The organism is Paraburkholderia madseniana (assembly GCF_009690905.1).
In the GTDB taxonomy this organism is placed as follows: Bacteria; Pseudomonadota; Gammaproteobacteria; order Burkholderiales; family Burkholderiaceae; genus Paraburkholderia; species Paraburkholderia madseniana.
Window position 1 is genome coordinate 54247 of record NZ_VOSW01000016.1, and the last position, 24546, is coordinate 78792.

The window sequence follows — 24546 nt, forward strand, 5'->3', positions numbered from 1 at the left end:
TGACGAAAGGCGAGTCTGCGGGCTCGCCTTTTTGCTTAAGCGGCCGGACCGCGGATTAGTAGCGGCACGATCTGATGCGGCCAATGCGGAGCACTTTCGCTCCGGGCGCAGCGTCGCTTGCCCTCCGCTGCGAGGCCTTGCCCTATTGCTCGCGCCTCGGCTGGCGCGGCTACGCGCCACCCTCGGCGGCCTTCGCCCCGCGCCACGCTACAATGTGTGCTGTTTGCGCCGCGCGTACCGCCCGGCCTGCCTTTGCCTTTTTCATGACTCCAAAGCCTTCTTCGCGTTCTGCTTCCCCATCGACGCGTCCGCGCGAATCCCGTTTGACGATGCTGCATCTCGCGCCCGAATCGCTCGGTTTCGTGCTCGACTGCGCGGGCCAAGCCGTCGGCGCCGTGCGCCTCGGCGCGGCGTTGCCGGCCGCGTTGCAATCCGTATTCGTCTCCGCGCCTGAAGGCAGCGCCGCCGCTGCGCGCGGCGCGGTGCAGGACATCGCGTACCGCACCATGCGGCGTCTGGCGACCGCCGAGTGGCTGATCGCGAAGCTGGTGAAGAAGGCGCCGCCGCCGCACGTCGGTCATGTGCTCGCCTGCGCGCTCGCTTTGCTCGTCGACGATGAAAAGAACGCCGCCTATGCGCCGTTCACGGTTGTCGATCAGGCGGTGAGCGCCATCGCCGCGCGTCGTGAATTCGCGTTCGCAAAGGGTCTCGTCAACGCCGTGCTGCGTAATTTCCTGCGCGAGCGTGAGGCGCTGCTGAGCGCAGCGCAAGCTGACGAAGTTGCGCGCTGGAACTACCCGGCGTGGTGGATCGATGCTGTGAAGTGCGCGTGGCCCGACGCATGGCAAGCCGTGCTCGCCTCCGGCAACACGCAAGGTCCGCTGACATTGCGCGTCAACGCGCGCCGCTCGACAGTCGACGCCTATCTGCAGGTGCTGCACGACCATCACATTCCCGCGAGCAGGGCCGGCGAATACGCCGTCAAGCTCGCCACGCCGATGTCCGTCGACCGGATCCCCGGCTTCAACGACGGCGTGGTGTCGGTGCAAGACGCCGGCGCGCAACTCGCTGCGCAACTGCTCGGCGTGCGTGACGGCATGCGAGTGCTCGACGCGTGCGCGGCGCCTGGCGGCAAAACCGGCCATCTGCTCGAACTTGCCAACTTGCAGCTCGTGGCGCTCGAAAGCGACGCATCGCGCGCGCGTCGCATCGGTGAAAACCTGCAGCGGCTCAAGCTCGAAGCGGAAGTGCGTATCGGCGACGCGGGTGCGCCCGCAAAATGGCACGACGACATCGACCAGCCGTTCGACCGCATTCTGGCCGACGTGCCGTGTTCGGCGTCCGGCATCGTGCGGCGTCATCCGGATATTCGCTGGCTGCGTCGCGCGTCGGATATTCCCGCACTGGTTGCCGAGCAGCGCCGCATTCTCGAGGCGCTATGGCCACTCGTGAAGCCAGGCGGCGAGTTGCTCTACGTTACGTGTTCGATCTTTCCCGAAGAAGGCGAGTTGCAGGCGCAGTGGTTTGGAAACAAGTACCAGGATGCGGTACGATTGGACGCGCCGGGGCAACTTTTACCCTCAGTTGCCCGCGCGCCCGCCGGCACATCGGCCGGGTCCCATGCCGGACATGTCGCTGAAGATAGCGCCGGCTCGAACTCAGACCACGACGGATTTTTCTACGCGCGCTTTCAGAAACGGTGACCATCAAACGCTTCTTCCCGCTTCGGCTCGCTGCCGTGCTCTGGATCGTGCTGGCCGTGTGGCTCGCCGTACCGGGCGCGGCGTACGCCGATTCGATCGCGGTGCAGCGCGCGTCGCTGCAATCGGACAACACCGGCTGGAGCATCGACGCGCGTTTCGACTTCGACCTGAACAGCAATCTCGAAGACGCCGTCAACAAAGGCATTCCGCTGTACTTCACGACAGACTTCGAACTGAGCCGGCCGCGCTGGTACTGGTTCGACGAACAGCCGGTGAGCGTGTCGCAGAGCATCCGCCTGTCGTTCCAGCCGCTCACGCGTGAGTATCGTGTGTCGAGCGTGTCGTCGGGTGGCTTGCAGCTCGGCTTCACGACGCTGAAAGATGCGCTCGCGGTGATCAAGCACATCACGTCGTGGCACGTGATCGACCGCAATCAGGTGCATGTCGGGGAGACGTACAACGCGTCGGTGCGCATGCAACTCGACATCGCGCTGATGCCCAAGCCGTTCCAGATCGACGCGGTGAACAACCGCGACTGGAGCCTCTCGTCGGAGTGGAAACGCTTTACCTTCACGGTGACCGAACGTGCTAAATAGAGTGCGCCAAGCCACCAGCGTCAGCAGCATCGTCGTGCGCGTGCTGGTGTCCACGGTCGCCGTGACGGCCGTGCTGCTGCTCGTGCTGCTTGCAGCGGCGAGCGCGAATACCGAATTTTTCGACCGCTATTACCAGTGGCTGTACGCGGCCAACCTCGTGGTCGCGATGATCTTTTTGCTGGTGGTGGCGACGCTCGTCATCATCATCATTGCGCGGCTTAGAAAAGGTAAGTTCGGCACCCGCCTGTTAGCGAAACTCGCGTTCTTCATGGCGCTGGTCGGCGTGGTGCCGGGCGGCATCATTTACGTGGTCTCGTATCAGTTCGTATCGCGCAGTATCGAGTCGTGGTTCGACGTGAACGTCGAAACCGCGTTGACCTCGGGCCTGAATCTCGGCCGCGGCATGCTCGACGCCTCGCTGTCCGATCTGCAGACCAAGGGCCGCCTGATGTCCGAGCAACTGGCGAGCGCGGACGCCGCCGGCACCACGCTCACGCTCCTGCGCTTGCGCGATCAGTTCGGCGTGCAGGACGCGACGATCGTCGAACCCACGCGCAGCATGTCGGGCGCGACGCCGGACATGCACGTGGTCGCGCAGGCGTCCGGCAATTACGCGACGCTCGTGTCGAACGACTTGCCCACGCCGTTGATGATCGATCAGGCGCGTGGCCGCGGCTATGCGGCGATCGAAGGGGAAGTCGACGGCGATCCGCGCGCGCACGGCAGCAAGGGCGCGTTGCGGCTGCGCGTCGTGCAGCGCATTCCCGATTCGAACGCGTCACTGCTGCAGCCCACCGAGCGCTTCCTGCAGCTCACGCAGCCGGTGTCGCCGTCGCTCGCGCGTAACGCCGACGCAGTGCAGCGGGCTTATCGCGAATATCAGGAGAAGGCGCTGGGCCGTACCGGTTTGCGCAAGATGTACATCGGCACGCTGACGCTCGCGCTGTTCCTTGCCACCTTCATCGCGATGATGCTGGCGCTTGCGCTCGGCAATCAGCTTGCGCGACCGTTGTTCCTGCTCGCGCAGGGCACCAAGGAAGTGACCGAGGGCGACTACACGCCAAAGCGCGAAATCAAATCGCGTGACGAACTGGGCTTCCTCACGCAGTCGTTCAACGCGATGACGCGGCAGCTCTCCGAAGCGCGCGCGGCGGTCGAGAACAACCGGATCGCGCTCGAGCATTCGAAAGCCTATCTGGAAAGCATTCTCGCGAACCTGACCGCGGGTGTGTTCGTGTTCGACCGGCAGTTCCGTCTCACCACCGCAAACCGCGGCGCCGAGCGGATTTTCCGTCAGCAGTTCCAGGAGGTGCTGGGTTCGGCGCTCGAGCAGATTGGCGTGTTGAGCGAATTCGGCGGCATGGTGCGCAAGGCCTTCGCCGATCGCGAGGCCGCAAGCGGCGACGGTCACGACGACCGCGGCCACTGGCAGCAGCAGTTCTCGGTGCAGGTGGCGGGCGAAACCGAGCCGCTCACCTTGCTCGTGCGCGGCGCGCGTCTTGTGTCCGCCACCGATCGCGATGCGGAAGACATGCAGACCTCCGGCTACGTCGTCGTGTTCGACGATATTTCGGATGTGATCTCCGCGCAGCGTTCGATCGCCTGGGGCGAAGTCGCGCGGCGTCTCGCACACGAAATCAAGAACCCGCTCACGCCGATCCAGTTGTCCGCCGAGCGTTTGCAGATGAAACTCGCCGACAAGCTGTCGCCATCGGATGCCGATGTGCTGAAGCGCGGCGCGACCACCATCGTCAATCAGGTCGCGGCGATGAAGCAGATGGTCGACAATTTCCGCGACTATGCACGCACGCCCCCTGCAGTGCTCGCGCATCTGCAACTGAACGAACTGGTCAGCGAGGTGCTCACGCTGTACGGTATCGAAGAAGGCAAGGGCGCAATTCAGGTAGAGCTCGCGGATTTGCCGGCGATTCGCGGCGACGCGACACAATTGCGACAGGTGATTCACAACCTGCTGCAGAATGCACAGGATGCCGTGGCCGACGTCGAACAACCGCGTGTGTTGCTCGAGACGAGGACAGTAGAATACGGAGACCCCGACGCGGAAGGCAAAGTACACGTCGCGGTGCGTCTGACAGTGTCGGATAACGGACCGGGCTTCCCCGCGCGTATCCTGACACGTGCATTCGAACCTTACGTGACGACCAAGGCCAAAGGTACGGGTCTCGGTCTTGCGATGGTCAAGAAGATCGTCGACGAACACGGCGCGCGCATCGACATTCGCAACCGCATGAAAGCGGGCGATGTGATTGAAGGCGCGCAGATATCGATCCTCTTCCTTCAACTGGCAGAAGATGCCGCGGCACCTGGAGCAGGGTCGCGGCCGGCGCATGGCAATGCGTCGCAGGGAACGACAAAAGCAACAGTGCAGACAAGGGCAGCGTAAATGGCAACCATCCTGGTGGTAGATGATGAAATGGGCATCCGGGAATTGCTCTCGGAGATCCTGAGCGACGAGGGGCATGTCGTGGAGGCCGCGGAAAACGCGCAGGAAGCGCGCGAATTCCGCTTGCGCCAGGCGCCGGACCTGGTGCTGCTCGACATCTGGATGCCCGATACGGACGGCGTCACCTTGCTCAAAGAATGGGCCGCGCAGGGGCAGCTGACCATGCCGGTGATCATGATGTCCGGTCACGCAACCATCGATACGGCGGTTGAAGCAACCAAGATCGGCGCACTCAATTTCCTCGAGAAGCCGATTGCGTTGCAGAAGCTGCTGAAGGCAGTCGAGCAGGGCCTCGCCCGTGGCAATGCGGTCGGTGCACCGGGCGGCGCGGTCGCCAAGCCGGCGTTGCCGGTCAGCGCTTCGGCCGTGGCTTCGGCGGCTGCGTTGCCGATGCTGTCGTCGGATGGCATGGGCAGCGGCGCGTTGGCTGCGCAAACGGCGTCGATCTCGTTCGACATCCCGTTGCGCGATGCGCGCGATGCGTTCGAGCGTGCTTACTTCGAATATCACCTCGCGCGCGAGAATGGCAGCATGACGCGCGTCGCGGAAAAGACGGGTCTCGAGCGCACGCACTTGTATCGCAAGCTCAAGCAGCTCGGTGTCGATCTCGGTAAGAACAAAGGGGAGTGAAGGGCCTGCGCAATGCGTGCAGGTTCGGGCGCGGCAGATTTTTTCGAGAAGGGGCTTGTCGTGCTGCTGACCCTTTGATATCATTTCGTTCTTCGTTGGCCCGGTAGCTCAGTTGGTAGAGCAGCGGATTGAAAATCCGCGTGTCGATGGTTCGATTCCGTCCCAGGCCACCAGGATTCAGCCCCAGGAAATCGCAAGATTCCTGGGGCTTTTCCTTTTTTGGCGGGCTTTGTGGCGGCATGGCTTGCTTGCCCCACGGCGGGTGTGCTCGGCGGCATTGGGCGTCGCGTGATAAAATTGCGCCAGTTCAAGGACTTGCATGCGAGGGTGCTGTAGGCGTTCCACTTGCGCGCCACCGCACCAAACGCGTCTTTTCGTATCCTGAAGCGGCGCCTTTTGCGCACTCTGCCGCAACACGGCAAGGCCGCGACAGGTGCCAAACCCTTCGCCCGACGATTAACGGTATAAGCGCCCAGCGACTCTGCATGCGGAAGGCGCGGCCTATACTGCTTTGGGCCGGCAGCAGTGCCGGCACGCGTCGCGCCGCGTTGCTTGCATGGCGCACCTCGCGCAGCGCGACGTGGCACTCATCATTCACGGAGTTTCACGGTGATCCGCAAAGACGCTAAACGTAGCGCTCTGGTGCTGTTTTCCGGCGGCCAGGATTCCGCCACATGCCTCGCCTGGGCCCTCGAACGTTATGAAACGGTCGAGACGCTGGGCTTCGATTATGGCCAGCGGCACCGAGTCGAACTCGAATGCCGCGAAGGGTTTCGTAACGCGGTGACGCGGACATTTCCGGCGTGGGCCGACCGCCTCGGCGAAGATCACATGATCGATCTGTCGGTGCTCGGCTCGATCAGCGATACCGCGATGACGCGCGAAATCGAGATTCACGCCACGGCGAACGGTTTGCCGAATACGTTCGTGCCGGGCCGCAATCTGATGTTCATGACGATCGCCGCGGCCATCGCCTATCGGCGTGGTTTGCAGGTGCTGGTCGGCGGCATGTGCGAGACGGACTTCTCGGGCTACCCCGATTGCCGCGACGACACAATGAAGGCATTGCAGGTCGCGCTGAACCTCGGCATGGATACGCGCTTCCTGCTCGAAACGCCGCTGATGTGGCTCGATAAGGCCGATACGTGGCGTCTCGCGCACGAGTTGGGCGGCGACGAACTGGTCGAACTGGTGCGCGTCGAAACGCACACCTGCTATGTCGGCGAGCGCGCGGAACTGCATGCATGGGGTTTCGGCTGCGGCGAATGCCCGGCGTGCCGCTTGCGCAAGCGCGGTTTCGAAGCGTATCTGGCCGGTGAGAAGGTGACCGAGCCGGTCTGACGCTCACCGAAGTTTTACGCTGGCGCACCGTGCGAACGGGCGCGGCGCAGGCAATTATTTTCAGGAACACAAGGCAGAAAGCAGCATGACTTACGCGGTCAAGGAAATCTTCTACACATTGCAGGGCGAGGGTGCGAATGCCGGGCGTCCGGCCGTGTTCTGCCGGTTCGCCGGTTGCAATCTGTGGTCGGGCCGCGAAGAAGATCGTGCGGATGCGGTCTGCCGTTTCTGCGATACGGACTTCGTCGGGACCGATGGTGAGAACGGCGGCAAGTACCGTACGCCTGAAGATCTGGTGCAGATGATCGCGTCGCAATGGCCGGAAGGCGAGGGCGAACGCTTCGTGGTCTGCACGGGCGGTGAGCCGATGTTGCAGATCGATCAGCCGTTTGTCGACGCGCTGCATGCCGCCGGCTTCGAAATCGCCATCGAAACCAACGGCTCGCTGCCGGTGCTCGAGACGATCGACTGGATCTGCGTGAGCCCGAAGGCCGATGCGCCGCTCGTCGTCACCAAGGGCAACGAACTGAAGGTCGTGATTCCGCAGGACAACCAGCGTTTGTCCGAGTATGCGAAGCTCGACTTCGAGTATTTCCTCGTCCAGCCGATGGACGGCCCGTCGCGCGACCTCAACACCAAGCTCGCGATCGACTGGTGCAAACGCCATCCGCAATGGCGCCTGTCGATGCAGACCCACAAGTATCTGAACATTCCCTGATTTGCCGTGCTGACGATTACACGAAAACTCGAATTTGACGCGGGCCACCGCATCCCCGATCACCGCAGCCAGTGCCGTAATCTGCACGGCCATCGCTATGTGCTCGAAATCACGCTGCAAGGCGACCTGGTCGATACCGAAGGCGCGCCGGATCGCGGCATGGTGATGGACTTCGCCGACGTGAAGTCGCTCGCGGTCGAGCATCTGGTCGACAAGTGGGACCATGCGTTCCTCGTCTACGAAGGCGATACACAGGTGCGCGGTTTTCTGGAAACCATGGCGGGACACAAGACGGTCGTGCTCGATCGCATCCCGACCGTTGAAAATCTCGCCGCCGTCGCGTTCGATATCCTCGCGAACGTCTACGACGCGCATTACGGCGTGAATCTGCGTTTGCATAAGGTGCGTCTGTTCGAGACGCCGAACTGCTGGGCCGACGTGGTCCGCGATTAAGTTCAGGGCCGCACGACTCAAGCCCGCGGCCCAACCCCCGCGTTATTGTCACGGTATGATCGCTCCGATAACCACATGGAGCGAGACATGCCGGTCACCGCATTGCGTCGCAGCAGGCATTCAGGCCGTCACGGCCCGGGCGTTGGTCTTTTCGGCCACGCCAGCATTCTCACCAGCGCTTCAGGCGATGTATCCCATCGCCAGGGAGCGCGGCAATGAGCACCTTCACGAATCCCCTCAAGCAACGTCTGAAAGAAGCCGATACGCAGTTCGGGCTGTGGCTTTCGCTCGGTAGCGATTCTGCAGCCGAGGCGCTCGCGCACGCCGGTTTCGACTGGTTGCTGATCGACATGGAGCATGCGCCGAACGATAGCGGCGACGTCACGTCGCAATTGCGCGCGATCGCCGCGGCGCATCTGCCGAGCGAGCCGGTCGTACGCGTGCCTGCCAGCGAGGCGTGGCTCGTCAAGCGCGTGCTCGACGCAGGCGCCCGCACGCTGATGTTCCCGAATATCGAAACCGCGGAAGAGGCAGCACAGGCCGTGCGTCTGACGCAGTATCCGACCGCCGATGCACTCGACGGTCAGCGCGGTGTGGCCGGCGCGGTGCGGGCGGCTGCGTATGGCATGCGGCGCGACTACGTGCAATCCGCCAACGCGCAGATCGCGACCATCGTGCAGATCGAGTCGGCGCGCGGCCTGCAGGAAGTGGAGAAGATCGCGGCTACGCCGGGCGTCGATTGCCTGTTCGTCGGACCGGCCGATCTCGCCGCGAGCCTCGGCCACCTCGGCGATTCGAAGCATGCCGACGTGCAGACGGCGATGGCGCGTATTGTCAGCGCCGCCGACAAGGCCGGTATCGCCGCAGGAATTTTTGCTATGGATGTCGCGAGCGCAAAGCAGCATCGCGATGCCGGTTTTCGTTTTATCGCCCTGGCCGCCGACGTCATGTGGATGTTGCGCGCGACCCGCCAGGCGTTGCAGGAGGTGAGGACATGAAGGGGATGGTGCAGTGCGTCGTGGTGCGTCTGGCGGTTACCGCGGCGTTGATGACGAATGTGACGGCGTTTGCGCAGGACAATCGCGTCGCGAAGTCGAGCGATCCGGAGACGCAAACCGCGGTCGCCGATTACAACGCCGGCAATATGGGCGCGGCGCTTGCTGAGTTCCGTAAAGCGGCGGAGCATGGCAGCCGGCTGGCCGAGTTCAACTACGCGATGATGTTGCTCAACGGTGAAGGCACGACAGCCAATGTCGACGAAGGCAAGAAGTGGTTGCGCAAAGCCGCCGACGCCAACATGTCGCACGCGCAGTACGTGTACGGCAAGATGTACGACGACGGCGAGTTCGTCGGGCGTGATCCGGTCGAAGCGCACCGGTGGTTCCTGAAGGCCGCGCAGCAGGGGCACGTGCAGGCGGAACTCGCGTTGGCCAACCAGTTTCTCGATGGCCGTGGCACGACTCGCGATAACCAGCAGGCGTTTGTCTGGTACAAGAAGGCCGCGCAAGGCGGCGACATGACCGCGCAGTACGTGACCGGCTCGTTCTACGAACGTGGCGGCGACGGCGTGGACAAGAACCTGAACGTGGCGCGTGCGTACTACGCGGCAGCGGCGGCACAGGGCGATCCGGCGGCCAAGCTCAAGTATCAGCAACTGAGCGCGCAATTGCGGGATCAGAAAGAAGTGAAACCGCAGTAGATGAGACCGCATTAAATGAAAAAGGGGCGCTCCTGACGGTGCGCCCCTTTTCTTTATCGGGCCTGCTGTGGTCTGCTTCGACTTTGCCTCATTTGGCTCGGCATCCCTCGGTTTTGCTGCCTTCGGCTGCGCAGTCTGCACCTTGGGACCTTTGGGACCTACGCCCAGCCCCGCTCTAACTCTGCATCAACCGCTTCTGCCGCGCGACGCTCATGATGAGCCCGATCGCGACCCCCAGCGTAGTCAGCGCAGTGCCGCCGTAACTCATGAACGGCAAGGGCACGCCCACCACCGGCAAGATCCCGCTCACCATACCGATGTTGACGAACGCATAGGTGAAGAACGCCATCGTCAGCGATCCGGCCAGCAGCCGCCCAAACAGCGTCGCCCCATTGGCGGCGATATACAAACCGCGCGCGATCAACAGCATATAAAGCGTGAGCAGCACGATCCCGCCCGCCAGCCCGAACTCCTCGGAAAACACCGCGAAGATGAAGTCAGTGTGCTTCTCGGGGATGAACTCCAAGTGCGCCTGGGTACCCTTCAGCCAGCCCTTCCCGAGCGGGCCGCCCGAGCCGATTGCAATCACCGCCTGGATCGTGTGGAAACCCTTGCCAAGCGGATCGGACGTCGGATCCAGCAGCGTACAGATACGGTGCTTCTGATAATCGTGCATCAGCGGCCACTGCACTTCCGGCTGACAGATCTTGTCCTGGAACGCCGCGATCGAGCCGACCGCGATCACGCCGGCAATCAGCACCGGCACGATCAGCTTGAAACTCAGCCCCGCGAAGTAAATCACGAAGAGGCCGGCCGCGAACACCAGCACGGCGGTGCCCAGGTCAGGCTGCTTGGCGATCAAACCGACCGGCACGATCAGGATCAGGAAGCCGACCAGAAAGTCGTACCAGCGCATCACGCCTTCGCGGCGCTGGTAGTACCAGGCGAGCATCAGCGGCGTGGCGATCTTCAGAATTTCCGATGGCTGGATCACCACGCCGACGTTGATCCAGCGCTTCGCGCCCTTGCGCGTGAGGCCGAACAGCGCCACGGCCACCAGTAACGCGATCCCGAACGTATAAAGCGGAACCGCGAAGCGCATCAGTGTGGTGGGCGGCACATTGGCCAGCGCCCACATCAGCACGAACGTCAGCATGATGTTGCGCAGTTGGTCTTCCACGCGGCCGGGCATGTCCAGCGTCGCGCTGTAAAGCGTGATGATGCCGACGCACAGCAGCAGAAACACGATCAGGGCGAGCGGACGGTCGAAGCCCACGAACATCCGCTTGATGCGGTCGAGCCAGGCGCGCTTGTCGAATTGCATGCCTTTCTCCTTACTCGTCGATGCCGCCGGAAACCGGCTGGCGTGGCGACGTAGGCTGAATGCTGTCATCCCGCGACGGGGCGGCGGCAGTCGGTACCGACTCGCTGCTCGGGCGGGGTTTGTGCGGGACGCCGGATTTACGCGGCGCCGGAATCTTTGCGGCGGCGGACGCGGATGCAGCGACGGCCGCCGACGCGCTGGTTGCACCGGATGCGGAAGCAGTCGCCTTAGCCGGCGATGTCGCAGCCGAAGGCGCCGATGCCGATGCAGCAGCCGAAGCCGATGCAGCAGCCGAAGCCGATGCAGCAGCCGAAGCCGAAGCCGAAGCAGCCGCCGCTGCAGAAGCTGCCGCAGCGGCCGAAGCGGCACCCGGCATCGGCAATGCCGTGAAGCCCGCCGCGATCTTGACCGGCTGCGCCACGTCCTGCGGCGTCGGTGCGTCACCCACTTCTGGTGCGGACGCATCCTCCGTCGCCGAGGCCGCTGCTGCGACAGCCGCCGCTTCAGCGCCTGGCTTGTTCTTGCCGACCAGGTAGTAATCGAGCACGCGCCGCGCGATCGGACCGGCCGCTTCCGCGCCCCAGCCGCCGTTTTCGACGATCAGCGCGAGTGCGATCTTCGGTTGCTCGGCCGGCGCGAACGCGATGAAGAGCGCGTGGTCGCGCAGATGCTCGGCGATCGCGTGGCCCTTGTAGTTCGCGCCTTGCAGCGAGTAGACCTGCGCCGTACCGGTCTTGCCGGCGGCCAGATAGGGCGCGCCGATGAACAGCTTCGACGCCGTACCGTTGGTCACGACGCCTTCCATCGCGCGCTTGATGATGTCGATGTCCGATTGCTTCACCGCGATCTTGTCGCTCGGATCGCGCACGACCGGGCGCGTATCTTTGGTGATCGGATTTTCGATGTCGCGCACGAGGTGCGGCTTCATCACGACACCGTTGTTCGCGAGCGTGGCCGTGGCGTGGGCGAGTTGGAGAATGGTGAACGAGTTATAGCCCTGGCCGATGCCCAGACTGATCGTTTCGCCTTCATACCAGCGCTGCTGCTCCGGCTTGCGGTACGCCTTGCGCTTCCAGTCCGTCGACGGCAGGATGCCGCGCGCTTCGCCTGAAATGTCGATGCCGGTGATCTGGCCGAAGCCCCACGGCTTCATGAAGCCGGCGATCGCATTGACGCCGAGATCGTGTGCGAGCATGTAGAAATACGTGTCGTTCGACACCACGATCGCGCGGTTCATGTCGACCCAGCCCTGGCCCGAGCGCACGTCGTTGCGGAAGGTATGGCCGCCGAATGTGTACGAGCCCGGATCCTGGAAGCCCCAGCCCGGCGTGCGCTTATGCAGCGTCAGCGCGGCGAGCGCCATGAACGGCTTGTAGGTCGAGCCCGGCGGGTAGGTGCCGTGCAGCGGACGGTTCAGCAGCGGATGGTCCGGCGAGTTGTTGAGCTCGTCCCAGGTCTGCTGATCGATGCCGTCGACAAACGAATTCGGATCGAAGCTCGGCGCCGAGACGAACGCGAGCACATCGCCGGTTGCCGGTTCGATCGCGACCAGTGCCCCGCGGCGGCCCGCGAAGGCTTGCTCGGCGACCTGCTGCAGGCCGATGTCGATCGACAGTTCGAGGTTGTTGCCCGGCGTTGCCTGGGTGCGCGACAGCGTGCGCACGGGCCGGCCACCGGCGGTGACTTCGACTTCCTCAAAACCGGTCTGGCCGTGCAGTTCCGTCTCGTAGCTCTGCTCGACGCCGATCTTGCCGATGTAGTCGGTGCCCTTGTAGTTGTTCGCGTCGAGGCGCGGATCGTAGTGATCCGGATCGCTGTCGTTCTGATCGCTGGCGTCGTCGATGCGGTCCTGATCGCGCTGCGAAATCCGGCCGATATAGCCGATCACGTGTGCCGCAGTCGGCCCGAGCGGATATTGGCGGAACAGGCGCGCGCGCACTTCCACGCCCGGAAAGCGGAAGCGTTGCGCGGTGAAGCGCGCGACTTCGTCGTCGGTGAGGCGGGTGCGGATCGGCAGGCTCTCGAAGTTTTTCGAATCTTCCTGCAGTTTCTTGAAGCGGCGCCGGTCGCGTGCGTCGATCGAGACCACGGTGGCCAGGTTGTCGATTACGTTTTCGAGCGTGTCGTTCAGCTTCGACGGGGTGATTTCGAGCGTATAAGCCGAGTAGTTCTTGGCCAGCACCACGCCGTTACGGTCGGTGATGATGCCCCGGTTCGGCACGATCGGCGCGACCGAGATGCGGTTTTCGTCGGCTTGCAGCGAGTACTTGCTGTAGTGCCAGACCTGCAGGACCAGGAAACGGAAACCGATCAGCCCGAAGCAGACGAACACGAACACGCCCGCCGCCGCTACGCGCAGGCGGAACTTCGAGAGCTGTTGCTGAGTGTCCTTGAATTCGGTCATGCGATTCTGCAAAAGGCCGCGTGACGGCCATCATGAGTGTGCGCCCAAACCGGCCGGAACCGGGAGGCATGAACAGCGATGCGCGTCGAGCGGGCCGGGGGCGTGGATTCCATCGGAACGGCCGGCGGGCTCGATGCGTGATTAAATCGGCCGCGTATCGTCCGGATCGGCCGGGCGACGCTGCGGCATCAGCAGCAGCATGCTGGCGACCGGCCACAGCGCGGCTTCGACGAAGCCGTCGATCAGGTAACTCCAACCCGGAAACGCCGCGCCGGTCAGCAGACGGATCACGAACGGCACCAGTTGCGCGACGACCAGCAGCGGCATCACCGCGAAAGTCTGCACACCGAGCGACATCCACAGCACCCGGCGATGGATCGTAATCGCGCCATACGACAACAACGTATACGCCAGCGCGTGCTCACCGAGCAGGCTGGCGTTGTGTACGTCCATCAACAAGCCGAGAAAGAACGCGATGCCCATACCGACTTTGCGCGGCTGGTGCACGTTCCAGAACAGCAGCACGAGCGCTACGAAGTCCGGCACACCGGCGAGGCGCCCCCACGGCATCAGGTTCAGCAGGAACGCCGCAGCGAGGCTGAACGAGATGAAGTAGGGATTGACCGGCTGCAGGATGTATTGCGGACGGTTCATGGCTGGGCCCCCGGCGTGGCTTGCGGCTTCGCGCTCTTGTCAGCGGCCGGTTTCTTTTCGGTGGCGGTTTTCTTCTCCGCAGCCGTGGCTTTGGCCGACGGCTTTTCAGCGGGCTTGGCAGCGGCGACGGCGGGCTTTTCGGCAGGCTTGGCAGCGGATTTATCCGCTGCGGCCTTGTTGTCCGCTGGCTTGCCGCCCTTCTTCGCTTTCGCGTCCTTGGCGGTCGTGGCCGCATCGGGCTCTTCCGCCGGACGCGGCGGCACGTTGTTCAGATAGTGCAGCACGAGCAACTGACGTGCGCCGCGCACAGGCGCCACCGGCAAGCAGATCACGCGCGCGAACGCCGTATCGGCCTGTTTGTCGACCCGCACGACCTTCGCGACCGGCAGCCCCGGCGGATAAACGCCGTCGAGCCCGCTGGTCACGAGTTCGTCGCCGGTTTGCACGTCGGCGCTGATCGGCACGAAGCGCAGGTCGAGCGTATCGCCCTTCGGTGTGCCGTAAATCACGCTGCGCAAGCCGGTGCGCACGATCTGCACGGGCACGGCCTGATCCTTGTCGGTGAGCAGCGTCACTTCGGCTTGCAGCGGGAACACGCGCGTGACCTGACCGATCACGCCATCTTCGTTGACGACAGGCGAACCGTTCTGGACGCCTTGCTGGGCGCCGCGGCCGATCACGACCTTCTGCGTGAACGGGTCGCGCGTGTCGTACTGGATTTCAGCCGGCAGCGATTGCGTGGTCGAGCGCTGCGAGAGTTGCAGCAGCGCGCGCAAATGAGTGTTTTCGGCGGCCAGTTCGGCGGCCGTATTGGCTTGTTGCGAGAGCTGAAGATCTTTGGTGCGCAGTTTGTCGTTCTCGCTGCGCAACGTGGCGCTGGTCACGGCCAGGTCGGCAGCGCCCATGAAAACGTCGCGCGGCACGAGGGCTGCGCGTTGCAACGGATAAAGACCCGCGCCGAGCACGCCGCGAACGATTTCGAGCGTTCTGAAGCGTGCATCGGAGATCAGCAGGGCGAGCGCCAGCACGACGAAAAACACCAGCCGTGCGAGGGCGGACGGGCCTTGCTTGAACAGGGGCGGCGGACTGTATTCCATGGTCGGCGCCGGGGGCGTGAGCGGTTGGGTGAGACGGCGGCGCGCGAGGGACGCGCGTTCAGCGCGCGGAGGCTGGCAGGCCCAGCCAACGGCAAACCGGCCCGCAAGGGGCCGTTTGCCAGATCCGCGCTACTGACATGGAGACGGGCTCGCTTACTCGTACGAGAAGATGCTGCCGAGCTTGTCCATGCGTTCGAGCGCCATGCCCGAGCCGCGCACAACGCAGGTCAGCGGGTCTTCGGCGACGAGCACCGGCAGGCCGGTTTCTTCGGCGAGCAGGCGGTCCAGATCGCGCAGCAGTGCGCCACCGCCGGTGAGCATCATGCCGCGCTCGGCGATGTCGGCGCCCAGTTCCGGTGGCGTTTGTTCGAGCGCGATCTTCACCGACGACACGATCTGGTTCAGCGGATCGGTGAGGGCTTCGAGGATTTCGTTGCTGGAGATCGTGAAGCTGCGCGGAATGCCTTCCGACAGATTGCGGCCCTTCACTTCCATTTCCTTGACTTCGGAACCCGGGAACGCGGAGCCGATTTCTTTCTTGATGGCTTCGGCGGTTTGTTCGCCGATCAGCATGCCGTAGTTGCGACGGATGTAGTTGACGATGGCTTCGTCGAATTTGTCGCCGCCTACGCGGACCGAACCCTTGTACACGATGCCGCCGAGCGAGATCACGCCGACTTCGGTCGTGCCACCGCCGATATCGACGACCATCGAGCCGGTTGCTTCCGACACCGGCAGGCCTGCGCCGATTGCCGCTGCCATGGGTTCTTCAATGAGGTAAACCTGCGAAGCGCCCGCACCGTGAGCGGCTTCTTTAATGGCGCGACGCTCGACTTGGGTCGAACCGCACGGCACGCAGATGATGATGCGCGGCGACGGCGAGAACATGCGCGATTCGTGAGCAGTTTTGATGAACTGCTTGATCATCTGTTCGGTGACGGTGAAGTCGGCGATCACGCCGTCTTTCATCGGGCGGATCGCCTCGATGTTGCCCGGGACCTTGCCAAGCATCTGCTTGGCTTCCTTGCCGACTGCCTGAATGGTTTTCTTACCGTTGGGACCGCCTTCCTGGCGGATCGAGACCACCGACGGTTCATCAAGAACGATACCCTTGCCACGCATGTAAATGAGCGTGTTGGCAGTGCCAAGGTCAATCGCCAGGTCGTTGGAGAAGTAGCTGCGCAGAAAACCGAACATTCAAAATCCTGTCTCGCTTGGGGCCAGCCCTCGCGACGGTTGCGCAGGGCGGCAGCGGAAAAAATAACAGCTTCAACCGGGCGGAAGCGGCGCCACAGGAACTTGAAGCTGCGAGGGAGTCTACCGGAGGCCGGTGCAAGGCCCAGTCAGAAAAATCCGAACTATCTTTGGGAATTGTTCAGAAAGGCCTTGGTAAGTCGGTCCGGGTTTGGGTCGAACGCGTAATGATACCTTATAATTTTGGATGTTTTGAAGGAAACGGACGGCACTTTTTGCCGCCGCTGGCCCCTTTTTCGAGGTCTTCCTCCAGTGTCGTAACCCGCTGTCGCAGCATCGTTTTTCCCGCGCTGCGGCGGTCCACCACATTTTCCGGTGACTGCATGGCTCTGACCCTGACCGATGTTAAACGCATCGCGCACCTCGCGCGGCTCGAACTGGCTGATGCCGAAGCTGAGCACACGCTTGCCCAGCTCAACGATTTCTTCGGCCTCGTCGAGCAAATGCAGGCGGTCGATACCACCGGCATCGCCCCGCTTGCCCATCCGATCGAGCAGATCGAAGACGTCGCGCTGCGTCTGCGTAACGACGCGGTGACCGAAACGGTCGACCGTGAAGCCTTCCAGCGCCCGGCGCCGGCCGTTCAGGACGGCCTGTACCTCGTGCCGAAGGTGATCGAGTAAGTGATCGACCAAGACTCGCGAATCAAGCCCAGGATAAAACGCAATGCATGAAAAAAGCTTGACCGAACTGCGCGCCGCACTGGCAGCCAAGGAATGCTCCGCAGTCGAACTGGCGCAGCTCTATCTGAAGCGGATCGACGCGGCCAACAGCCTGAACGCCTTCATTCAGGTCGACGCCGACCTGACGCTCGCGCAGGCGAAAGCGGCCGACGCGCTGCTTCACACCGGCCACGCCGGCCCGCTGGTCGGCCTGCCGATCGCCCACAAGGACGTGTTCGTCACCAAGGGCTGGCGCTCCACGGCCGGCTCGAAGATGCTGTCGAACTACGAAAGCCCGTTCGACGCGACGGTGGTCGCGCGGCTGCAGAACGCCGGCATGGTGTGCGTGGGCAAAACCAACATGGACGAGTTCGCGATGGGCTCGTCCAACGAGAATTCGTACTTTGGCCCCGTGAAGAATCCGTGGGATCGTTTGGCTGTGCCGGGCGGTTCGTCGGGCGGTTCGGCTGCTGCGGTCGCGGCGCGCCTCGCGCCCGCTGCCACCGGCACGGATACCGGCGGCTCGATTCGTCAGCCGGCGTCGTTCTCCGGCATCACCGGCATCAAACCGACGTATGGCCGCGTGTCGCGCTACGGGATGATCGCGTTCGCATCGTCGCTGGATCAGGGCGGTCCGTTGGCCCAAACAGCCGCGGATTGCGCCACGCTGCTCAATGCCATGGCCGGTTTCGACGAGCGCGATTCGACCAGCCTCACGCGCGAAGACGAAGACTTCACGCGCTACATCGGCAAGACGTGGAAGGAAGACGGCGCGGACAAACCGCTTGCCGGCCTGCGCATCGGCCTGCCGAAAGAGTATTTCGGCGCTGGCCTTGCCGACGACGTGCGCGCATCGATCGACGCTGCATTGAAGCAATACGAAGCTTTGGGCGCCACGCTGGTGGAAGTCTCGCTGCCGAAAACTGAACTGTCGATCCCAGTGTACTACGTGATCGCGCCGGCGGAAGCTTCGTCGAACCTGTCGCGGTTCGACGGCGTGCGCTTTGGTCATCGCGCGGCGGAATACCGCGATCTGCTCGACATGTACAAGAAGTCGCGTGCGGAAGGCTTCGGTCCGGAAGTGAAGCGCCGCATTCTGGTGGGTGCGTACGTGCTGTCGCACGGCTATTACGACGCGTACTACCTGCAGGCGCAAAAGATCCGCCGCATCATCGCGCAGGACTTCCAGGAAGCGTTCAAGCAGTGCGACGTGATCATGGGCCCGGTGGCGCCGTCGGTAGCGTGGGACCTCGGCGCGAAGGGCGACGATCCGGTGCAGATGTATCTGGCCGACATCTACACGCTGTCGGTGAGCCTCGCCGGTCTGCCGGGCATGAGCGTGCCGTGTGGCTTCGGCGCGGGCGCGAATGCGCAGCGCCCGGTGGGTCTGCAGATCATCGGCAACTATTTCAATGAAGCCCGGATGCTGCAAGTGGCCGACGCGTTCCAGCGCGCGACCGACTGGCACCGTAAAGCACCGGCAGGAGTGTGAGCACCATGGCCAAGCAATGGGAAGTCGTGATCGGTCTGGAGACCCACGCGCAACTGTCGACCCAATCGAAGATTTTCTCGGGCACCGCCACGCAATTCGGCGCTGCGCCGAACACGCAGGCCAGCCCCGTTGATCTGGCATTGCCGGGCACGCTGCCGGTGATGAACCGCGGCGCCGTGGAGCGCGCGATTCAGTTTGGCCTCGCGATCGGCTCGACGATCGCGCCGCGCAGCATTTTTGCGCGCAAGAACTACTTTTACCCCGATCTGCCGAAGGGCTATCAGATCAGCCAGTACGAAATCCCCGTCGTGCAGGGCGGCCAGGTGACGATCCAGGTCCCGGCTAACGAAAAGGCGGGCAAGGAAGCGTACGAGAAGGTCGTCAACCTGACGCGCGCTCACCTCGAGGAAGACGCGGGCAAGTCGCTGCACGAAGACTTCGCGGGCATGACCGGCATCGACCTGAATCGCGCCGGCACGCCGCTGCTCGAAATCGTCACCGAGCCGGAAATGCGCAGCGCGGCTGAAGCGGTCGCGTATGCCAAGACGCTGCACACGCTGGTCACATGGCTCGGCATCTGCGACGGCAACATGCAGGAAGGCTCGTTCCGTTGCGACGCGAACGTGTCGGTGCGCCCGGTTGGTCAGGCGGAATTCGGCACGCGTGCCGAGATCAAGAACCTGAACTCGTTCCGCTTCCTCGAAGAAGCGATCCAGTACGAAGTGCGCCGCCAGATCGAATTGATCGAAGACGGCGGCACGGTGGTGCAGGAAACGCGTCTGTACGATCCGGACAAGCGCGAAACGCGGTCGATGCGCAGCAAGGAAGACGCGCACGATTACCGCTATTTCCCCGATCCCGATCTGATGCCGCTGGTGATCGACGCAGCGTGGGTTGAGCGCGTGAAGGGCGAAATGCCGGAACTGCCGGTTGCGATTCAACAGCGCTTCGTCACGCAATACGGCCTGACGCCGTACGACGCTAACGTGCTGACGTCGAGCAAGGCCATGGCTGCGTACTACGAAGCGGTCGTCCTCAAGGTCGGTCCGTCGAACGCGAAGGTCGCGGCGAACTGGCTGATGGGCGAGGTGTCGTCGCAACTGAATCGCGAAGACCTGGACATCGCTGACAGCCCGGTTTCGTCCGCGCAACTCTCGTTGCTGCTGCAACGTATCGCCGACGGCACGATCTCGAACAAGATCGCCAAGGAAATTTTCCTCGCGATCTGGGAAGAGAAGGCCACCGACGAAGCCGCTGCCGATCGCATCATCGAAGCGAAGGGTTTGAAGCAGATTTCGGATACCGGCGCGCTGGAAGCGATCATCGACGAAGTGCTCGCCGCGAACCAGAAGTCGGTTGAGGAATTCCGCGCCGGCAAGGAAAAAGCGTTCAACGCGCTGATCGGTCAGGCGATGAAAGCGACCAAGGGCAAGGCTAATCCGGCGCAGGTGAACGAACTGCTGAAGAAGAAGCTGTCCTGAGTTGAAGTCATGTGACCGGTGCGAGTGCGCCGGTCATCGCGGGCTGTTGCCGGAAACGAAAGTGGGGCAACGGCCCGTTTCATTTTGCGGGCCTGCTTTTATGTACCGCTGAACGCAGATCACGGAGTGTGAATGGCGAAGCAACCCGAACTCGACGATTTCCGCGTACCGTATTTCGACGACGGCAAGAAGAGCAGCAAATTCTCACTCGACGCTTTCGACCCGGCCGCGAAGCCTTTTTCGAGCGGTTCGAAAGATGCCGACCGGGTGCGATTGTCGGAGATCGGCGCGATCCTCGACACGCAGCAGGAGTGCCTGCACGCGCAGCAGAAACGCCGGGTATTGCTGGTGTTGCAAGGCATGGACACGAGCGGCAAGGACGGCACGATCCGCGCGGTGTTTCATGAGGTCGATCCGCTTGGTTTGCGCATCGTGCCGTTCAAGGCGCCTACGCCTGTGGAGCTGGCGCACGATTTTCTCTGGCGCGTGCATGCGCAGGCGCCCGCTGCCGGGGAGTTGACCATCTTCAACCGTAGCCACTACGAAGATCTGCTGGTGCCGACCGTGCTCGGCAATCTGGACGCCGAAGCATTTGAGCAGCGCTGTGGCCACATTCGCCAGTTCGAAAAGCTGCTGGCCGACAGCGGTACGGCCATCGTCAAGTGCATGCTGCATATTTCGAAAGATGAGCAGCGTGAGCGTTTGCAAGCGCGCATCGACGATCCGAGCAAGCACTGGAAATTCGACGTCTCCGATCTCGAAGCCCGCAAGCAGTGGGACAAATATCAGGCGGTGTACCGCGATACGCTGGCCGTGACGTCGACCGAATACGCACCGTGGTACGTGGTCCCGGCCGACTCGAAGACCCATCGCAATGTGATGGTCGCCGAGTTGTTGCTACGCACGTTCGAAGCATTAAAGCTCGAATATCCGCCTGCCAAGGAATCGCTGAAGGGCATCAAGGTCGAATGACCCTGCGCCTTCGGTCATGTGCTCCAGAAACGAATTGAACATAAAGGAAACGACATGTTGCGTGTGATTACCGCCAACCTGAACGGCATCCGCTCAGCGGCGAAGAAGGGTTTTTTCGACTGGTTCGGCGAACAGAAAGCCGACGTGCTGTGCGTGCAGGAAATCAAATGTTCGCAAGACGACATGACGCCCGAATTCATGGCGCCGCACGATTACACCGGCTATTTCCAGCATGCGGTGAAGAAGGGTTATAGCGGCGCGGGCGTGTACACGCGCCATGAACCGGATGAAGTGGTGATCGGATTCGGCAGCGAAGAATTCGATCCGGAAGGGCGCTATGTCGAATTGCGCTTCGGCAAACTTTCGGTGATTTCTGTGTATGTACCGTCGGGATCGAGCGGTGAAGATCGCCAGCAGGCCAAGTTCCGCTTCATGGACGAGTTCATGCCGCATCTCGCGGAACTGGCCCAGGAACGGGAAGTGATCGTGTGCGGCGACGTGAACATCGTCCACAAAGAGATCGACATCAAGAACTGGAAGAGCAACCAGAAGAATTCAGGCTGCCTGCCGGAAGAGCGTGAGTGGCTCACCAAGCTGTTTGACGAAGTCGGTTACGTCGACGTATTTCGCACGCTCGATCAGCGGCCCGAGCAATACACGTGGTGGAGCAATCGCGGTCAGGCGTATGCGAAGAACGTGGGGTGGCGGATCGATTATCAGATCGCGACGCAGGGCATCGCCGGCAAGGCGAAACGCACCGACGTGTTCCGCGATATCAAGTTCAGCGACCATGCGCCGCTGACGGTTGATTACGATCACAAGGTCAAGAAGTAAGCACGGCTGACCCGAGCCGCAAGGGAACTGCGCAAGCCGCAAGCCAAGCGCTGCGGCTCGCGCAACTCACTCGCTGACCGGTTTGCGGCGCGGGCGGCCCATGCCGGCATAGTCCGGCAGCGCATCGACGGTCTTGCCGATTGCCTTCGCATAGAGCGGCAACATATCCGGCAAACGCTTAATAATGTCCTGACGCCGCGCCGGCGTGTACGGGTGCACGTAGATATAGCCCTGCTCGCGATTGCTGCGAGTCGCCGTGGCCAGCTTGTCCCACAGCGTGACTGCCGCGCGCGGATCGAAGCCGGCGCGCGAGGCGATATCGCTGCCGATCACATCGGCCTCGGTTTCGTCGGTGCCCTCATACTTCATCTCCAGCAAGCGCGAACCGATGCCGAGCGGCGCGGCACCCAGATCGGCGAGCCCGAAGAGCTGCGGGATCGTGCCGGACGAGTCGAGCTGGCTCGACTGCAGTTCGCCGAGCCGCTCACGTGCATGTTCGCGCAGTGCGTGCGCGATCTCGTGACCGATCAGCATGCCGAGTTCGTTGTCGTTCAAACGCGTGCGGTCGAGTAGGCCGCTATACACCACGATCTTGCCGCCCGGCAGGCAGTACATGCGGATATCGGGCGAGCGCACCACCGCCACATCCCACTTCCAGCCCTTGGCCCGCTCGTTCCATTTCAACGAGTAGGGAATCATCTTGTCGACGATCGACCGTACCCGCGTGACGTGGGCGTCGGTGTCGCCGTACAGGCGGTTTGCGTGGTCCGCGCCGTACGTGATCTGGCTGAACTCTTCGGCCGCTTGCGCCTCGAGCATCGGTGACGGGATCAGGTTGCGAAACACGAGGTAGCCGCCGTAGCGCAACTGCGTGTTCGGCGCACTGTAAGTCGGCGGCGTGGGGGTGTTGGCGGCTGCGGCGGGCGACGACGTTGCGGCAGGCGCTTTTGCGGCCGTAGCCGGCGTCGAGGTGGCGGCCGGCGTTTTGGCCGTTACTGGCGCCGGTGGCGGCTGTGTTGAAGCGGGCGGCGTGGCGGCTGCAGGTGCGCTGCCGGCGTTCGTGGCGCTGGTCGCGCCGGCCGCAGCCGGTGTCGCGTTTTCGGGATTTGAAGTGTTCGGTGCCGATTTCGCCGCCGGTGCCGGTGCCGGCGCCGGCGCCGCTGCCGGAGCCGGTGTGGTGGTGGCCGCCGCTGTTGCACTGGAGCCGACCGCAGGCATCGCTGTCGCGTAGGCGCTCAACGGCGCCGCCAACGTCATCAGGCTCGCACAACCGAGCGCCAGCACCGCACGCTGCCCCGCGCGTCCGGCCTTCAGCGAAGAGATCCCGAAGGTGTCCGAAACCGGGCGCACCCCGCGCTTTGACTGACGCACCGTCACGACCGGGTTCTCCAGGGCGCGATGCGCAGCAGAAGTAGCATGCCGGGCAGCCCCAGCGCGGTACACACAATGAAATAGTCGAACCAGCCGATCTTTGCGACCACATAGCCGCTTGCCGCCGATGCCAACGTGCGCGGCACGGAAGCCAAACTCGTGAAAAGTGCGAACTGCGTGGCCGTGTAGCGCGGATCAGTGGTGCTGGCGATATAGGCGACGAAGGCAGACATCGTCAGGCCGGTCGCAAAGGTTTCAAGGCCGTAGACGAGCGCGAGCGCCACCGAGCGCGGATCGAGTTGGACGGTCCAGTCGATGCCGAACACCGACAGCAGTTTCGTCGTACCCTGGCTCAGCCCAACCGCGATGTCATAGACGACAGCCAATCCAGGCGAGGTTGGGCCAATATGCGCGAGCCACGCGAAGCCGAGCGTCGACACCATCTGCAGGACGCCAAAAATCCACAGTCCACGGCCGATGCCAATACGCATCAGCCAGATCCCGCCGACGATCCCACCCGCGAGACTCGCGCCGAACGCGGTAGTCTTGGCGATCACACCGATTTGCGTGCGCGAGAAACCGATGTCGAGAAAGAATGACGTCGATAGCGTGGTGGCCATCGTGTCGCCGAGTTTGTACAGAAAGATGAACGCCAGTACAAAGAGCGCGCCGCGCCAACCGTCGCGCTGGATAAATTCGCGGAACGGCAGCACGATCGCATCACGCAGGTTTTTCGGCGGCGCGCCGTGTATCTCAGGCTCGCGCACCACCAGCGTCATGATCATGCCGGGCAGCATGAAGGCGGCGGTGACGATGAAAACGGTGGTCCACGGCAGGTGGTCAGACAGAATCAGCGCCAGCGAACCCGGCACCAGTGCGGCAATCTTGTACGCGTTCACGTGCACCGCATTGCCGAGACCCTGCTGCGTGTCGCTCAGCAACTCGCGCCGGTAGGCGTCGATCACAATGTCCTGGCTCGCGCCGAAGAACGCGACCAGCGCCGTCAAAGCCGCTACCGTCCAGATCGAATCCTTCGGCGACACGAAACCGAGCGTGGCAATCGCACCTGCCACCAGAATCTGCGTGACCAGCATCCAGCCGCGCCGTCTACCCGGACGCCAGCCCGGAAAGCGCGGCACGTAGCGGTCCATCAGCGGCGCCCAGATGAATTTCCAGGTGTACGGGAACTGAATCAGCGCAAAAAGGCCGATTTCCTTCAGATTGACGCCTTCGGAGCGTAGCCACGCCTGCACCAGATAGACGAGCGTGAACAGCGGCAGTCCCGACGTAAAGCCGAGAAAGACGCAGATCAGCATGCGCGTATTCAGGAACGCGCGCCAGCCGGGATGTTCTTCGTGAGCGGTAAGTGCAGGCGCCTCGTGCGGCGGGTTCGACAT

22 protein-coding genes and 1 tRNA gene are annotated in these 24546 nt (G+C 63.0%); 15 read left to right on the top strand and 8 right to left on the bottom strand.

What is annotated here, in order from left to right; genetic code table 11:
- Window positions 1-263 precede the first annotated feature (263 nt).
- From rsmB to FSO04_RS10755, 10 genes are all read left to right on the top strand, one after another.
- Entirely contained in the window at window positions 264-1703 is a 1440-nt protein-coding gene (gene rsmB / locus FSO04_RS10710) for a 16S rRNA (cytosine(967)-C(5))-methyltransferase RsmB (RefSeq protein WP_154559669.1), read from the top strand.
- Window positions 1700-2299 carry a DUF4390 domain-containing protein gene (locus tag FSO04_RS10715; RefSeq protein ID WP_054037187.1) on the top strand — a complete coding sequence of 200 codons (600 nt, stop codon included), beginning with the start codon at window positions 1700-1702 and terminating at the stop codon, window positions 2297-2299. Before rsmB ends, FSO04_RS10715 begins: the two co-directional genes overlap by 4 nt.
- Window positions 2289-4703, top strand: coding sequence for a sensor histidine kinase (locus FSO04_RS10720; RefSeq protein ID WP_168435635.1), 2415 nt, complete (start codon window positions 2289-2291; stop codon window positions 4701-4703). Before FSO04_RS10715 ends, FSO04_RS10720 begins: the two co-directional genes overlap by 11 nt.
- Window positions 4704-5393, top strand: coding sequence for a response regulator transcription factor EsaR (gene esaR / locus FSO04_RS10725; protein ID WP_054037109.1), 690 nt, complete (start codon window positions 4704-4706; stop codon window positions 5391-5393).
- A 97-nt stretch (window positions 5394-5490) separates the two neighbouring features.
- Window positions 5491-5566, top strand: a tRNA-Phe gene (locus tag FSO04_RS10730).
- 436 nt (window positions 5567-6002) lie between these two features.
- Window positions 6003-6734 carry a 7-cyano-7-deazaguanine synthase QueC gene (gene queC / locus FSO04_RS10735; RefSeq protein WP_168435636.1) on the top strand — a complete coding sequence of 244 codons (732 nt, stop codon included), beginning with the start codon at window positions 6003-6005 and terminating at the stop codon, window positions 6732-6734.
- Between the two features lie 85 nt (window positions 6735-6819).
- Window positions 6820-7452 (top strand): 7-carboxy-7-deazaguanine synthase, encoded by a 633-nt coding sequence (gene queE, locus FSO04_RS10740; RefSeq protein ID WP_154559671.1) that lies wholly within the window; start codon window positions 6820-6822, stop codon window positions 7450-7452.
- A 9-nt stretch (window positions 7453-7461) separates the two neighbouring features.
- On the top strand, window positions 7462-7905 hold the full coding sequence (gene queD / locus FSO04_RS10745) for a 6-carboxytetrahydropterin synthase QueD (protein WP_093634683.1): 444 nt from the start codon (window positions 7462-7464) through the stop codon (window positions 7903-7905).
- 215 nt (window positions 7906-8120) lie between these two features.
- Window positions 8121-8903, top strand: coding sequence for an HpcH/HpaI aldolase family protein (locus FSO04_RS10750; protein ID WP_154559672.1), 783 nt, complete (start codon window positions 8121-8123; stop codon window positions 8901-8903).
- On the top strand, window positions 8900-9604 hold the full coding sequence (locus tag FSO04_RS10755) for a tetratricopeptide repeat protein (protein ID WP_154559673.1): 705 nt from the start codon (window positions 8900-8902) through the stop codon (window positions 9602-9604). The genes FSO04_RS10750 and FSO04_RS10755 overlap by 4 nt, the downstream gene beginning before the upstream one ends.
- A gap of 175 nt (window positions 9605-9779) precedes the next feature.
- Here the strand turns inward: FSO04_RS10755 and rodA are convergent, their stop codons facing one another.
- The 6 genes from rodA to FSO04_RS47060 form a co-directional block, all read right to left on the bottom strand.
- The gene (rodA, locus tag FSO04_RS10760) at window positions 9780-10928 is read right to left on the bottom strand and encodes a rod shape-determining protein RodA (RefSeq protein ID WP_054037121.1); all 1149 of its coding nucleotides are present in this window, start codon (window positions 10926-10928) and stop codon (window positions 9780-9782) included.
- A gap of 10 nt (window positions 10929-10938) precedes the next feature.
- Window positions 10939-13332, bottom strand: a complete 2394-nt coding sequence (mrdA, locus tag FSO04_RS10765) for a penicillin-binding protein 2 (protein ID WP_154559674.1) — start codon at window positions 13330-13332, stop codon at window positions 10939-10941.
- Between the two features lie 141 nt (window positions 13333-13473).
- Window positions 13474-13986: a rod shape-determining protein MreD gene (gene mreD / locus FSO04_RS10770; RefSeq protein ID WP_054037125.1), complete on the bottom strand. Its 513-nt coding sequence runs from the start codon at window positions 13984-13986 to the stop codon at window positions 13474-13476.
- Entirely contained in the window at window positions 13983-15083 is a 1101-nt protein-coding gene (gene mreC / locus FSO04_RS10775; protein WP_154559675.1) for a rod shape-determining protein MreC, read from the bottom strand. Before mreC ends, mreD begins: the two co-directional genes overlap by 4 nt.
- A gap of 153 nt (window positions 15084-15236) precedes the next feature.
- Window positions 15237-16280: a rod shape-determining protein gene (locus FSO04_RS10780; protein WP_004189550.1), complete on the bottom strand. Its 1044-nt coding sequence runs from the start codon at window positions 16278-16280 to the stop codon at window positions 15237-15239.
- Window positions 16281-16512: 232 nt separating this feature from the next.
- On the bottom strand, window positions 16513-16662 hold the full coding sequence (locus FSO04_RS47060; RefSeq protein ID WP_167378381.1) for a hypothetical protein: 150 nt from the start codon (window positions 16660-16662) through the stop codon (window positions 16513-16515).
- On the opposite strand from FSO04_RS47060, the gene gatC reads away from it, so the two are divergent.
- The 5 genes from gatC (at window position 16661) to FSO04_RS10805 (ending at window position 21778) form a co-directional block, all read left to right on the top strand.
- Window positions 16661-16960 carry an Asp-tRNA(Asn)/Glu-tRNA(Gln) amidotransferase subunit GatC gene (gene gatC / locus FSO04_RS10785; protein ID WP_097390900.1) on the top strand — a complete coding sequence of 100 codons (300 nt, stop codon included), beginning with the start codon at window positions 16661-16663 and terminating at the stop codon, window positions 16958-16960. The genes FSO04_RS47060 and gatC overlap by 2 nt on opposite strands.
- A 43-nt stretch (window positions 16961-17003) precedes the next feature.
- Window positions 17004-18491: an Asp-tRNA(Asn)/Glu-tRNA(Gln) amidotransferase subunit GatA gene (gatA, locus tag FSO04_RS10790; RefSeq protein ID WP_154559676.1), complete on the top strand. Its 1488-nt coding sequence runs from the start codon at window positions 17004-17006 to the stop codon at window positions 18489-18491.
- A gap of 5 nt (window positions 18492-18496) precedes the next feature.
- Complete coding sequence (gene gatB, locus FSO04_RS10795; protein WP_154559677.1) at window positions 18497-19972, top strand: Asp-tRNA(Asn)/Glu-tRNA(Gln) amidotransferase subunit GatB; 1476 nt, start codon at window positions 18497-18499, stop codon at window positions 19970-19972.
- A gap of 132 nt (window positions 19973-20104) precedes the next feature.
- Window positions 20105-20944, top strand: coding sequence for a PPK2 family polyphosphate kinase (locus FSO04_RS10800; RefSeq protein ID WP_154559678.1), 840 nt, complete (start codon window positions 20105-20107; stop codon window positions 20942-20944).
- A gap of 54 nt (window positions 20945-20998) precedes the next feature.
- The gene (locus FSO04_RS10805; protein ID WP_154559679.1) at window positions 20999-21778 is read left to right on the top strand and encodes an exodeoxyribonuclease III; all 780 of its coding nucleotides are present in this window, start codon (window positions 20999-21001) and stop codon (window positions 21776-21778) included.
- 66 nt (window positions 21779-21844) lie between these two features.
- Here the strand turns inward: FSO04_RS10805 and FSO04_RS46310 are convergent, their stop codons facing one another.
- Window positions 21845-23101 carry a M48 family metallopeptidase gene (locus tag FSO04_RS46310; RefSeq protein WP_168435641.1) on the bottom strand — a complete coding sequence of 419 codons (1257 nt, stop codon included), beginning with the start codon at window positions 23099-23101 and terminating at the stop codon, window positions 21845-21847.
- Between the two features lie 50 nt (window positions 23102-23151).
- Window positions 23152-24546 carry an AmpG family muropeptide MFS transporter gene (locus FSO04_RS10815; protein ID WP_154559680.1) on the bottom strand — a complete coding sequence of 465 codons (1395 nt, stop codon included), beginning with the start codon at window positions 24544-24546 and terminating at the stop codon, window positions 23152-23154.